Annotated in this window: 13 protein-coding genes; 10 read left to right on the forward strand and 3 right to left on the reverse strand. The window is 71.4% G+C overall.

Going from position 1 to position 11,611, the window contains the following annotated elements; genetic code table 11:
- Positions 1-14: 14 nt before the first annotated feature.
- The gene (locus ACZ5PB_RS03225; protein WP_468687285.1) at positions 15-836 is read right to left on the reverse strand and encodes a response regulator transcription factor; all 822 of its coding nucleotides are present in this window, start codon (positions 834-836) and stop codon (positions 15-17) included.
- Positions 837-983: 147 nt separating this feature from the next.
- Here ACZ5PB_RS03225 and ACZ5PB_RS03230 point away from each other — a divergent pair, with 147 nt between their 5' ends.
- Complete coding sequence (locus ACZ5PB_RS03230) at positions 984-1,379, forward strand: VOC family protein (protein WP_468687287.1); 396 nt, start codon at positions 984-986, stop codon at positions 1,377-1,379.
- Here the strand turns inward: ACZ5PB_RS03230 and ACZ5PB_RS03235 are convergent.
- Together ACZ5PB_RS03235 and ACZ5PB_RS03240 are read right to left on the reverse strand one after the other, a co-directional pair.
- Positions 1,316-2,077, reverse strand: a complete 762-nt coding sequence (locus ACZ5PB_RS03235) for a helix-turn-helix domain-containing protein (protein WP_468687288.1) — start codon at positions 2,075-2,077, stop codon at positions 1,316-1,318. The genes ACZ5PB_RS03230 and ACZ5PB_RS03235 overlap by 64 nt on opposite strands.
- 9 nt (positions 2,078-2,086) lie before the next feature.
- Positions 2,087-3,310, reverse strand: coding sequence for a YihY/virulence factor BrkB family protein (locus ACZ5PB_RS03240; RefSeq protein WP_468687290.1), 1,224 nt, complete (start codon positions 3,308-3,310; stop codon positions 2,087-2,089).
- A gap of 17 nt (positions 3,311-3,327) precedes the next feature.
- Here ACZ5PB_RS03240 and ACZ5PB_RS03245 point away from each other — a divergent pair, with 17 nt between their 5' ends.
- The 9 genes from ACZ5PB_RS03245 (at position 3,328) to ACZ5PB_RS03285 (ending at position 11,508) form a co-directional block, all read left to right on the forward strand.
- Entirely contained in the window at positions 3,328-4,962 is a 1,635-nt protein-coding gene (locus ACZ5PB_RS03245) for an acyl-CoA dehydrogenase family protein (RefSeq protein WP_468687292.1), read from the forward strand.
- A gap of 46 nt (positions 4,963-5,008) precedes the next feature.
- Entirely contained in the window at positions 5,009-5,587 is a 579-nt protein-coding gene (locus ACZ5PB_RS03250) for a GNAT family N-acetyltransferase (protein ID WP_468687295.1), read from the forward strand.
- Positions 5,588-5,794: 207 nt separating this feature from the next.
- Positions 5,795-5,878, forward strand: a complete 84-nt coding sequence (locus tag ACZ5PB_RS03255) for a putative leader peptide (protein WP_389244825.1) — start codon at positions 5,795-5,797, stop codon at positions 5,876-5,878.
- A gap of 160 nt (positions 5,879-6,038) precedes the next feature.
- Positions 6,039-7,745: a nitrite/sulfite reductase gene (locus tag ACZ5PB_RS03260; RefSeq protein ID WP_468687296.1), complete on the forward strand. Its 1,707-nt coding sequence runs from the start codon at positions 6,039-6,041 to the stop codon at positions 7,743-7,745.
- The gene (locus ACZ5PB_RS03265) at positions 7,742-7,948 is read left to right on the forward strand and encodes a hypothetical protein (protein WP_468687298.1); all 207 of its coding nucleotides are present in this window, start codon (positions 7,742-7,744) and stop codon (positions 7,946-7,948) included. The genes ACZ5PB_RS03260 and ACZ5PB_RS03265 overlap by 4 nt, the downstream gene beginning before the upstream one ends.
- Complete coding sequence (locus tag ACZ5PB_RS03270) at positions 7,945-8,640, forward strand: phosphoadenylyl-sulfate reductase (protein WP_468687300.1); 696 nt, start codon at positions 7,945-7,947, stop codon at positions 8,638-8,640. Before ACZ5PB_RS03265 ends, ACZ5PB_RS03270 begins: the two co-directional genes overlap by 4 nt.
- Positions 8,637-9,212, forward strand: coding sequence for an adenylyl-sulfate kinase (gene cysC, locus ACZ5PB_RS03275; protein ID WP_468687303.1), 576 nt, complete (start codon positions 8,637-8,639; stop codon positions 9,210-9,212). The genes ACZ5PB_RS03270 and cysC overlap by 4 nt, the downstream gene beginning before the upstream one ends.
- Positions 9,209-10,150 (forward strand): sulfate adenylyltransferase subunit CysD, encoded by a 942-nt coding sequence (cysD, locus tag ACZ5PB_RS03280; RefSeq protein ID WP_468687305.1) that lies wholly within the window; start codon positions 9,209-9,211, stop codon positions 10,148-10,150. Before cysC ends, cysD begins: the two co-directional genes overlap by 4 nt.
- 2 nt (positions 10,151-10,152) lie before the next feature.
- Positions 10,153-11,508, forward strand: a complete 1,356-nt coding sequence (locus ACZ5PB_RS03285) for a sulfate adenylyltransferase subunit 1 (protein ID WP_468687307.1) — start codon at positions 10,153-10,155, stop codon at positions 11,506-11,508.
- Positions 11,509-11,611 lie beyond the last annotated feature (103 nt).

Consider the following 11,611-nt stretch of genomic DNA (forward strand, 5'->3'; position numbering starts at 1 on the left):
CCCTGCCACCGCGCTCATCCGGACTCCCCGGAGCCGGAGACGCCCTGCCCCGCACCGGGATCGAACCGGTAGCCCGCGCCCCACACCGTCTGGATCAGGGCGGGCTGCGCCGGGTCCGTCTCGATCTTGCCGCGCAGTCGGCGCACATGGACGGTGACCGTCGACAGGTCACCGAAGTCCCACCCCCACACGTCCTTGAGGAGCTGCTCCCTGGCGAACACCCGGCCGGGGTGGGCCAGGAAGTGCGCCAGAAGGTCGAACTCCCTCAGCGTGAGGGCTAGTTCACGACCATCCCGGGTAACCCGCCGAGCGGCCGGATCCACAACCACACCGGCCGCCCGCAGCAACGGCCCCGACGCCTGCCGCGCCGCCACCGCCCGCCGCAGCACGGACTCCACGCGCAGCACCAGCTCACGCGGGCTGAACGGCTTGGTCACATAGTCGTCGGCCCCGACCTCAAGCCCGAGGATGCGGTCCTCCTCGTCGCCACGCGCGGTGAGCATGATGACCGGCAGAGCCCCGTACTCGGCCCGCAGCCGCGCACACACCTCCAGCCCGTCCATACCGGGCAGCATCAGATCGAGCACCACAAGATCAGGCCGCTCTGCCTCCGCCGACCGCAACGCCCCGGCCCCGTCCCCCGCCTGCCCGACCCGGAAACCGGCCTTGCGGAGGTAGGTGGTGACGACCTCGGAGACGGTGGGATCGTCATCGACGACGAGGACGTGGCGCGGGGAGGTGCCACCGGGCCCCGGAACGTCCTGGTCATGGGCGTCCGGCGGGGGTGTCGCCGGGGGTGTCGGCTGCGGTCGGCCGTCGTCGTCCTCGTTCTCCATGTCGGACAGTCTCGCCCGGTCCCGGCGGCCGTGCGCGCCCCGTGGTGCTTACCGTTCCGTGACGTCCGTGGGCGTCCGTGCGTGCGCGCACCGGCCGCGTCCGTTTTCTTCAAGATCCGTCGCGTGCTCCCCGTCTACGCTCGTGCCATGACTCCTCGACTCGACGCCATCGGCATCGTCACCTCCGACATGGCCGCATCCCTCGACTTCTACCGCCGCCTCGGCGTACCGCTCCCCGCCGACGCCGCCTCCCAGCCGCACGTGGAGGCCGTGCTGCCCAACGGGGTGCGGGTGCTGTGGGACACCGAGGAGGTCATGAAGTCCTTCGATCCGCAGTGGCAGAAGCCGCAGGGCGGGGACCGGGTCGGGCTGGCCTTCCTCTGCGACAGCCCGGCCGAGGTCGACGCGGTGTACGACGACCTGATCGGCGCCGGTTACGGCGGGCACCTGAAGCCGTGGGACGCGGTGTGGGGGCAGCGTTACGCGGTCGTGCTCGACCCGGACGGGTGCGGGGTGTCCCTCTTCGCCGCCAGCGAGGCGTAGGCGCTCAGCGTCATCCCCGCCAATTCCCTTGTCTCGCGGGCCAGATGGGCCTGGTCCGCACAGCCGGACGCGTGGGCGGCGGCCGCGAACGGTGTCCCTTCCCGTACGAGCGCCAGGGCGCGCTGGAGCCGGAGCACCCGGGCGAGCGTCTTGGGCCCGTACCCGAACGCGTCGAGCGAGCGGCGGTGCAGCTGGCGTGCGCTGAGCCCCACCAGATCGGCGGCGCCCGCGACGGTGCCTCCCGCTTCGAGCTCCGCCGCGACGGCCCGGACGAGCGCGTCCGGCGGCCCGGCCTCGGCGGCTCTGCGCAGTGCCAGCTCCTCCAGGGCGGCCGCCCGGTCCGGGGCCTCGGAGACCCGCTCCGCCAGCTCCCGTGCCCCTGCCCACAGCGCGTCGAGCGGTACGCGCCGGTCCCGCAGTTCGTGCGCCGGTACGCCGAGGAAGCCGGGCGCCGTGCCGGGCGCGAAACGGATCCCGGCGAAGGCCGCGCCGGGGCTGTCGGTGGCGCCGTGGGCCCGGGTGTCGGGACCGGCCACGATCAGCCGGCCCCCGGTCCAGAGCAGATCCATGCAGCCGTCCGGCAGCACGGGGTACGTGGCGGGAGCGGACCCCGTGCCAGGAGCCGCGCCGCGCTGCCAGACGACGGCCCCACCGAGCCGGGAGGGCCGCTCCCGGTACGCCCCGTCGTCACCCGTCATGCCGCCAGGCTAGTCCGAACCGGTGTCCGAAGCCTGGCCCTGGGCCTTCTCCCGGGACTCCCGAGGGCTGTGCAGGTGGGCCTTGACGTCGTCCGGTGGCAGGAACCGCGACCACCGTTCCGGGAACTCCGAGGGCATGTCCGGGTTGGCCCCGGTCCACTCCCCCTCCCCGTCCTCGAAGTCCTCCTCGTCCTCGGCCCGCCCCGCCGCCGCGCTCTCCGCCTCCGCAGCCCGCGCACGCGCTATCACCTCCGCCGCCTGCACCGTCCGCAGCCGGTCGTTCTCGGCGCGGGCGGCGGCCGTCGCGACCGACGGCCAGACCCGGTCGATGGCCGCGTTGACGGCGGCGCCGACCAGCACGGCGAAGGCGGAGACGCCGATCCACAGCAGGACCGCGATGGGCGCGGCCAGCGACCCGTAGATGGTGCCGCCCTCGACCGTGCTGGTGACGTAGATGCGGAGCAGGAAGCTGCCGAGCACCCACATGCCCAGGGCGATCAGCGCGCCCGGTACGTCCTCCACCCACGGGGAGCGCACCGGCACGGACACGTGGTAGAGCGTCGTCAGGAAGACCACCGAGAGCACTATCACCAGCGGCCAGTACAGGACGCTGATGACCTCGGTGCCGAAGGGGACCAGCGCCACCACCCGGTCGGGGCCGACCACCATCAGGGGCAGCACCACCGCCCCGATCAGCAGCGCGACCACGTACAGGAGGAAGGCCAGCAGGCGTGTCTTGACGATGCCCCGGTGGCCGTCGAGCCCGTACATCACGGTGATGGTGTCGATGAAGACGTTGACGGCGCGCGACCCGGACCACAGGGCGATGGCGAAGCCGATGGAGATGACGTCGGGGCGGCCCTCCCGGGTGACGTCCTCCAGCAGCGGTTTCGCGAATTCGTTCACCCCCCGCTCCGAGAGCACCGCGTTCGACGCGCCGAGGATGTTCTCCTCGATGGACTTGACCGTCTCGGTCGCCGTCCAGTTGTCGATGTATCCCAGCAGCCCGAGCAGACCCAGGAGCAGGGGCGGCAGCGACAGCAGGGTGAAGAAGGCGGCCTCGGCGGCGAGGCCGAGGATGCGGTACTCGATGCAGCTGTTGACGGTGTCCTTGAGCAGCAGCCAGGCCAGCTTGCGCTTCGATACGTTGCGGTAGAGAACGCGAGCCCGGTGGAGCCGATTCTCCCGCCGGTGTTTCCGGGGCCGTTCGGGTGTTTCCTTTGCTGCCTGCACCTCCTTACCGTATCGGCATGGCAGCCACCACCCACACAGTGACCAATCAGCCCCCGCCCCTGGTGGGGTACGACGTCTTCGGCACGGACCGGGCGCTCACCGAGGCCGTCGCCCGGCACACCGACGCCGCTCTCCTGGACGGCGTACGGGAGGAACTGACCTCGCTCGGACAGGCCGCGGGCTCCGCCCAGGTACAGGAGTGGGGGGTGCAGGCGAACGAGAATCCGCCGAAGCTGCGCACCCACGACCGGTACGGGAACCGGCTCGACGAGGTCGAGTTCCACCCGTCCTGGCACCGGCTGCTCGGCCACGCCGTCTCCGCCGGGCTGACCGGCGCCTGGGGCCGCCCGAACGGGCACGTCCGCCGGGCCGCCGGGTTCCTGGTGTGGACCCAGGCGGAGGCCGGCCACGGCTGTCCGGTGTCGATGACCCACGCGGCGGTGCCCGCGCTGCGCGCCGACCCCTCGCTGGCCGCCTTCTGGGAGCCCCGGCTGACCTCGTCCGTGTACGGGCAGGAGCTGCTGCCGGCGGCACGCAAGCCGGGCGTCCTGTTCGGCATGGGCATGACGGAGAAGCAGGGCGGCAGCGACGTACGGGCGAACACGACCGAGGCGGCGCCGACCGGCGTCGACGGCGAGTACGTGCTGACCGGGCACAAGTGGTTCTGCTCGGCGCCGATGAGCGACGGCTTCCTGGTGCTCGCGCAGGCACCGGGCGGGCTGAGCTGCTTCCTGGTGCCGCGCGTGCTGGAGGACGGCACGCGCAACGTCTTCCGTATCCAGCGCCTCAAGGACAAGCTCGGCAACAGGTCGAACGCGTCCAGCGAGGTCGAGTTCGACGGGACGTGGGGGCGGCTGGTCGGCGAGGAGGGGCGCGGGGTGCGCACCATCATCGGGATGGTGGCGGCGACCCGGCTCGACTGTGTGATCGGCTCGGCGGCCCTGATGCGGCAGGCGGTCGCCCAGGCCACCCATCACGCGGCGCACCGCAGGGCCTTCGGCGGCGAGCTGATCGACAAGCCGCTGATGCGCAACGTGCTGGCGGACCTCGCCCTGGAGTCGGAGGCCGCGACCACTCTCGCGCTGCGGCTGGCGGCGGCGTACGACAGCGACACAGAGCAGGACCGGGCGCTGCTGCGGCTCGCCGTCCCGGCGGCCAAGTACTGGGTGACCAAGCGGTGCACCCCGGTGGCGGCGGAAGCCCTGGAGTGCCTGGGCGGCAACGGGTACGTCGAGGAGTCCGGGATGCCCAGGCTGCTCCGCGAGTCCCCGCTGAACTCCATCTGGGAGGGTTCCGGCAACGTCCAGGCGCTGGACGTCCTGCGCGCCCTCCAGCGCGAGCCCACGGCGCTGAACGCGTTCCTCGCCGAGGTCGGCCAGGCGCGCGGCGCCGACCACCGGCTGGACGGCGCGATCAAGAACCTCCTGACCGAGCTGGCCGACCTGGACGGCATCGAGGGCCGGGCACGGCGTCTCGTGGAGCGGATGGCGCTGGTGCTCCAGGGGTCGCTGCTGGTGCGCTGGGCGCCGCCCGAGGTCGCCGACGCGTTCTGTGCCTCGCGCCTCGGCGGCGACTGGGGGGCGGCCTTCGGGACGCTGCCGTCGAGCCTGGACCTGGGGGCGGTGGTGGAGCGGGCCAGGGTGGAGATCTGAGCCCGTGCGTGCGGCCCGCTTTGGGGGCCGTGATTCCCTGAGGCCCATGAACAACCGCACCGTCACCGTGACCACCTGGTCGCTGGAACAGACCTCCCCCGCCGACCACACACCCGTCCCGCCCCCGCCGGGCGACGCCCTGCGGATCGTCCGCGCCGAGGTGCCGTCCCCGGAGCTCAGCCGGTTCCTGTACACCGCCGTCGGTGGCGACATCGGGTGGACGGACCGGCTGCCCTGGTCGTACGAGCAGTGGCAGCGGGTCGTGGACCGGCCGGGCGCCGAGACCTGGGTGGCGTACGACAGGGGGACCCCGGCGGGGTACGTCGAACTGGAGGCCCAGGAGGACGGCGTCGTCGAGGTCGTCTACTTCGGGCTCATCCCGGCGTTCCGCGGCAGGCGGATCGGCGGTCATCTCCTCTCGTACGGGATCCAGCGCGCCTGGGACCTGGCCGAGCGGCACCCGGGCCGGACCCCCACCAAGCGGGTCTGGCTGCACACCTGCTCGAAGGACGGTCCGCACGCCATGGACAACTACCTGAAGCGCGGGTTCCGGCTCTTCGACACGAAGGAGGAGCCCGAGGCGGAGGTGGCCAACCCGGGCCCGTGGCCGGGCGCCCACGCCTGAGCCCCTTCACGGGTCTCCCGGGTCCACGGTGGGATCCGGCTCGATCGAATGAGGGAAAGCGGGGCGACCGATCCGCCCCGCTTTCCCCCTGTACGACCATTTCGCGCGGACGTGACCGGTGACACACCGTCCCACATTTCGGGACAGTCTCGTCCACATCGCGGACAACGGTGGACTGGCCCGAGATGCCCGTGCCACGCTTCCGCCATGGATACCGCTGGAGTTGCCTTGGTGAGTCGACGTCACGTCGACCTCGGCCGCATGTCCAGCGCCATCTGTCCGGCCTGCTGACAGCCCAGCACTGCCGCACTTCCCCCTTCGCATCCCCCCGCCTCACCGCCTTTCAGCATGTCTGCGCACCCACCCGCCGCTTTTGCGCGAGTGTGCAGGTCAGAGCCGCCTGCCCGCGAGTTCTCCGAAGACCGCTCGCACCCCCGAAGGACGTATCGCCATGCCTGCCACCCCAGAGAAGCCCGCCGCGGGTGCTGCTGCCACCGCCCGCCGCAAGGCCGGACGCCACCGTGGCGAAGGCCAGTGGGCCGTAGGGCACCACACGCCTCTCAACGGCAACGAGCAGTTCAAGAAGGACGACGACGGTCTCAATGTGCGGACACGCATTGAGACGATCTACTCCAAGCGCGGTTTCGACTCGATCGACCCCAACGACCTGCGCGGACGCATGCGTTGGTGGGGCCTGTACACCCAGCGCAAGCCCGGCATCGACGGCGGCAAGACCGCGATCCTGGAGCCGGAGGAGCTGGACGACGAGTACTTCATGCTGCGGGTGCGCATCGACGGCGGACGGCTGACCACCGAGCAGTTGCGGGTCATCGGCGAGATCTCGCAGGAGTTCGCCCGGGGCACGGCCGATCTCACCGACCGGCAGAACGTCCAGTACCACTGGATCCGCATCGAGGACGTGCCGGAGATCTGGCGCCGTCTGGAGGCCGTCGGCCTGTCGACGACCGAGGCGTGCGGCGACACCCCGCGCGTCATCCTCGGCTCGCCGGTCGCGGGCATCGCCGTGGACGAGATCATCGACGGCACCCCCGCCATCGACGAGATCTACCGCCGCTTCATCGGCAACCCGGAGTTCTCCAACCTCCCCCGGAAGTTCAAGTCGGCGATCTCCGGTTCGCCGCAGCTGGACGTGGCGCACGAGATCAACGACATCGCCTTCGTCGGCGTAGAGCACCCCGAGCACGGCCCCGGCTTCGACCTGTGGGTCGGCGGCGGGCTCTCCACCAACCCCAAGCTGGGCGTACGGCTGGGGGCCTGGGTGGCGCTGGAGGACGTGCCGGACGTCTACGGCGGGGTGATCGGCATCTTCCGCGACTACGGCTACCGCCGGCTGCGCAACCGCGCCCGGCTGAAGTTCCTGGTCGCGGACTGGGGCCCGGAGAAGTTCCGCCAGGTCCTGGAGGACGAGTACCTGAAGCGCAAGCTCAGCGACGGGCCCGCCCCCCAGCAGCCCGCCGGGACGTGGCGCGACCACCTCGGGGTCCACCCGCAGAAGGACGGCAGGTTCTACGTCGGCTTCGCCCCGCGCGTCGGCCGGGTCGACGGATCGACGCTGACGAAGATCGCGGAGCTGGCCGGCAGGCACGGCTCGGGCCAGCTGCGTACCACCGCCGAGCAGAAGATGATCGTGCTCGACGTCGCCGAGGACCAGGTCGAGTCGCTCGTCTCCGGTCTGGAGTCGCTGGACCTGCGGGTCACCCCCTCGCCGTTCCGGCGCGGCACGATGGCCTGCACCGGCATCGAGTTCTGCAAGCTGGCGATCGTCGAGACGAAGGCGCGCGGCGCCTCGCTGATCGACGAACTGGAGCGCCGTATCCCGCAGTTCGACGAGCCGCTCACCATCAACATCAACGGCTGCCCGAACGCCTGCGCCCGTATCCAGGTCGCGGACATCGGTCTCAAGGGCCAGCTGATGCTGGACGCCGACGGCAACCAGGTGGAGGGCTTCCAGGTGCACCTGGGCGGCGCGCTCGGCCTGGAGGCCGGGTTCGGTCGCAAGGTCCGTGGCCTGAAGGTCACTTCGGCCGAGCTGCCCGACTACGTGGAGCGCGTCCTGACCCGTTTCCAGGACCAGCGCGAGGACGGCGAGCGGTTCGCCACCTGGGTGACGCGTGCGGCGGACGGAGACCTGTCGTGAGCGAGCGGGCGGCCCCGTTCCACTGCCCGTACTGCGGTGACGAGGACCTGCGGCCCAACGAGACCGGGCACGGCGCCTGGGAGTGCCACTCCTGCAACCGGGCGTTCCAGCTGAAGTACCTGGGTCTCCTCTCCCGGGGCGTCACCACGACCACCGTCTCCTCGTCCAACTCGACCAACTCGACCGAAGGGGAAGGAATATGACAGTCGTTCAGGAAGATCTGCGCGCACTGGCCGAGCAGGCCGGACGCGACCTCGAAGACGCCTCCCCGCTCGACATCCTCAAGTGGGCCACCGCCACCTTCGGCAGCCGGTTCTGCGTGACCTCCTCGATGGAGGACGCGGTCGTCGCCCACCTCGCCTCGCGCGCCTTCCCCGGTGTCGACGTGGTGTTCCTCGACACCGGCTACCACTTCGAGGAGACCATCGGCACCCGCGACGCGGTGGACGCGGTGATGGACGTCAACGTCATCACGCTCACCCCGCGGCAGACCGTCGCCGAGCAGGACGCCGAGTACGGTCCCCGGCTGCACGACCGCGACCCGGACCTGTGCTGCGCGCTGCGCAAGGTCAAGCCCCTTGAGGACGGCCTGAGTTCGTACGACGCCTGGGCGACCGGACTGCGCCGCGACGAGTCCCCGACCCGGGCGAACACCCCGGTCGTCGGCTGGGACGAGAAGCGCCGCAAGGTGAAGGTGTCGCCCATCGCCCGCTGGACGCAGGACGACGTCGACGCCTACGTGGCCGAGCACGGCGTCCTGACCAACCCCCTCCTCATGGACGGCTACGCGTCCGTCGGCTGCGCGCCCTGCACCCGCAGGGTGCTGGCGGGCGAGGACGCCAGGGCCGGACGCTGGGCCGGACGCGGCAAGACCGAATGCGGGCTGCACGGATGACGGACAGCCAGGACAGCCAGACCCCTCGGGAGACCACCGTGACCGGAGCCACCATCTGGCTCACCGGCCTGCCCAGCGCCGGCAAGACCACCATCGCCTACGCGCTCGCCGAGCGGCTGCGCGCCGAGGGCCGCCGGGTGGAGGTGCTCGACGGGGACGAGATCCGCGAGTTCCTCTCCGCCGGGCTCGGCTTCACCCGCGAGGACCGGCACACCAACGTCCAGCGGATCGGTTACGTGGCCGAACTCCTCGCCCGCAACGGTGTGCTGGCGCTGGCCCCGGTCATCGCCCCGTACGCCGCCAGCCGCGAGGCGGTCCGCAAGCGGCACCAGTCCGAGGGCACCGCGTACCTGGAGGTGCACGTCGCGACGCCGGTCGAGGTGTGCTCCGTACGGGACGTGAAGGGGCTGTACGCCAAGCAGGCGGCCGGCGAGATCTCGGGCCTCACCGGGGTGGACGACCCCTACGAGGCACCCGCCGAGCCGGACCTGCGCATCGAGTCGCACACCCAGTCCGTGCAGGAGTCCGCCGCGGCCCTGCACGCGCTGCTCACCGAGAGGGGTCTGGCATGACGACCAGCGCCGTCACCGCCGACGACGAGAGTCTCGGCAGCCCGTTCGCACTGAGCCACCTGGACTCGCTGGAGTCCGAGGCGGTGCACATCTTCCGCGAGGTGGCGGGTGAGTTCGAGCGGCCGGTGATCCTCTTCTCCGGCGGCAAGGACTCGATCGTCATGCTGCACCTGGCGCTGAAGGCGTTCGCCCCCGCGGCGGTCCCCTTCTCGCTGCTGCACGTGGACACCGGGCACAACTTTCCCGAGGTCCTGGAGTACCGGGACCGGGCGGTGGCGCGGCACGGGCTGCGGCTGCACGTCGCCTCCGTACAGGACTACATCGACCGGGGTGTGCTGCGCGAGCGCCCCGACGGCACCCGCAACCCCCTCCAGACCCTGCCGTTGACGGAGAAGATCCAGGAGATGCGGTTCGACGCGGTGTTCGGCGGCGGGCGCCGCGACGAGGAGAAGGCGCGCGCGAAGGAGCGGGTGTTCTCGCTGCGTGACGAGTTCTCGCAGTGGGACCCGCGCCGCCAGCGCCCCGAGCTGTGGCAGCTTTACAACGGCAAGCACGCCCCCGGCGAGCACGTCCGGGTGTTCCCGCTGTCCAACTGGACCGAGCTGGACGTGTGGCAGTACATCGAGCGGGAGGAGATCGAACTCCCGGAGATCTACTACGCGCACGAGCGCGAGGTGTTCGCCCGCAACGGCATGTGGCTGACCGCGGGCGACTGGGGCGGCCCGAAGGAGTCGGAGACGGTCGAGACGCGGCTGATCCGCTACCGCACCGTCGGCGACATGTCCTGCACCGGCGCCGTCGACTCGGACGCGACGACGCTGGAGCAGGTCATCACCGAGATCGCGGCGTCCCGGCTCACCGAGCGGGGCGCGACACGGGCCGACGACAAGATGTCCGAGGCCGCGATGGAAGACCGCAAGCGCGAGGGGTACTTCTAACCATGACCACAGTGGCAGAGCAGTTGAGCACCACCACCCTTCTTCGCTTCGCGACCGCGGGTTCCGTGGACGACGGCAAGTCGACCCTCGTGGGACGGCTGCTGCACGACTCCAAGTCGGTGCTGACCGACCAGCTGGAGGCCGTCGAGCAGGCGTCGCTGAGCCGGGGCCAGGACGCGCCGGACCTGGCGCTGCTGACCGACGGGCTGCGGGCCGAGCGGGAGCAGGGCATCACCATCGACGTGGCGTACCGCTACTTCGCGACGGCCCGGCGCCGGTTCATCCTGGCCGACACCCCCGGGCACGTGCAGTACACCCGGAACATGGTGACCGGCGCGTCCACCGCCGAGCTGGCCGTGGTCCTGGTCGACGCCCGCAACGGGGTCGTCGAGCAGACCCGCCGGCACGCCGCGGTGGCCGCCCTGCTGCGCGTCCCGCACGTGGTGCTGGCCGTCAACAAGATGGACCTGGTCGACTACGCGGAGCCCGTCTTCGCCGACATCGCCCGTGAATTCACCGCGTACGCCAGCGAGTTGGGCGTTCCGGAGATCACCGCGATCCCGATCTCGGCGCTCGCCGGGGACAATGTCGTCGAGCCGTCGGCGCACATGGACTGGTACGGCGGTCCGACCGTCCTGGAGCACCTGGAGACGGTGCCGGTCGCCCACGACCTGACCGCCTGCCACGCCCGCTTCCCGGTCCAGTACGTGATCCGCCCGCAGTCCGCCGAGCACCCCGACTACCGGGGTTACGCGGGCCAGATCGCGGCCGGCGCGTTCCGGGTCGGCGAGCGGGTGACCGTGCTGCCGTCGGGCCGTACGAGCACCATCGAGGGCATCGACGCACTGGGCCGGTCCGTGGACATCGCGTGGGCGCCGCAGTCGGTGACGCTGCGCCTGGCGGACGACATCGACGTCTCGCGCGGTGATCTGATCGCGCCGAGCTCGGACGCCCCGGCGCCGACGCAGGACGTCGAGGCGACCGTCTGCCACGTCGCCGACCAGCCGCTCTCGGTGGGCCAGCGGGTGCTGCTCAAGCACACCACCCGCACCGTCAAGGCGATCGTCAAGGACATCCCGTCCCGGCTCACCCTGGACGACCTCTCCCAGCACCCGGCCCCCGGGCAGCTGGTCGCCAACGACATCGGCCGGGTCGTGGTCCGCACGGCGGAGCCGCTCGCACTAGACGCGTACGTGGACTCGCGGCGCACCGGCTCCTTCCTCCTGATCGACCCGGCGGACGGCACGACGCTGGCGGCGGGCATGGCGGGCGAGTCCTTCGCGGCCGCCGCCGCGAAGCCGGACGGCTCCGCCGGTTCCGCCGACTCCGCCGCGGACGACGAGGGCTGGGACTTCTGACCATGACGACGACCATCGATGTGTACGCGTCCTTCGCGAAGGAGGGCGGCCGGATCGGCAGCGGCACCCTCGGCAGCGGGCAGGGCGGGGTCGGGCGATGTGC

The organism is Streptomyces sp. NPDC032721, assembly GCF_055579625.1.

What these genes read in the sequence shown, in the direction of transcription:
- ACZ5PB_RS03285 (WP_468687307.1), top strand. Translation starts at nt 10,153, where the DNA reads ATGACCACAGTGGCAGAGCAGTTGAGCACCACCACCCTTCTTCGCTTC.
- ACZ5PB_RS03250 (WP_468687295.1), top strand. Translation starts at nt 5,009, where the DNA reads ATGAACAACCGCACCGTCACCGTGACCACCTGGTCGCTGGAACAGACC.
- cysD (WP_468687305.1), top strand. Translation starts at nt 9,209, where the DNA reads ATGACGACCAGCGCCGTCACCGCCGACGACGAGAGTCTCGGCAGCCCG.
- ACZ5PB_RS03260 (WP_468687296.1), top strand. Translation starts at nt 6,039, where the DNA reads ATGCCTGCCACCCCAGAGAAGCCCGCCGCGGGTGCTGCTGCCACCGCC.
- cysC (WP_468687303.1), top strand. Translation starts at nt 8,637, where the DNA reads ATGACGGACAGCCAGGACAGCCAGACCCCTCGGGAGACCACCGTGACC.
- ACZ5PB_RS03270 (WP_468687300.1), top strand. Translation starts at nt 7,945, where the DNA reads ATGACAGTCGTTCAGGAAGATCTGCGCGCACTGGCCGAGCAGGCCGGA.
- ACZ5PB_RS03245 (WP_468687292.1), top strand. Translation starts at nt 3,328, where the DNA reads ATGGCAGCCACCACCCACACAGTGACCAATCAGCCCCCGCCCCTGGTG.
- ACZ5PB_RS03225 (WP_468687285.1), bottom strand. Translation starts at nt 836, where the DNA reads ATGGAGAACGAGGACGACGACGGCCGACCGCAGCCGACACCCCCGGCG.
- ACZ5PB_RS03255 (WP_389244825.1), top strand. Translation starts at nt 5,795, where the DNA reads ATGGATACCGCTGGAGTTGCCTTGGTGAGTCGACGTCACGTCGACCTC.
- ACZ5PB_RS03230 (WP_468687287.1), top strand. Translation starts at nt 984, where the DNA reads ATGACTCCTCGACTCGACGCCATCGGCATCGTCACCTCCGACATGGCC.
- ACZ5PB_RS03235 (WP_468687288.1), bottom strand. Translation starts at nt 2,077, where the DNA reads ATGACGGGTGACGACGGGGCGTACCGGGAGCGGCCCTCCCGGCTCGGT.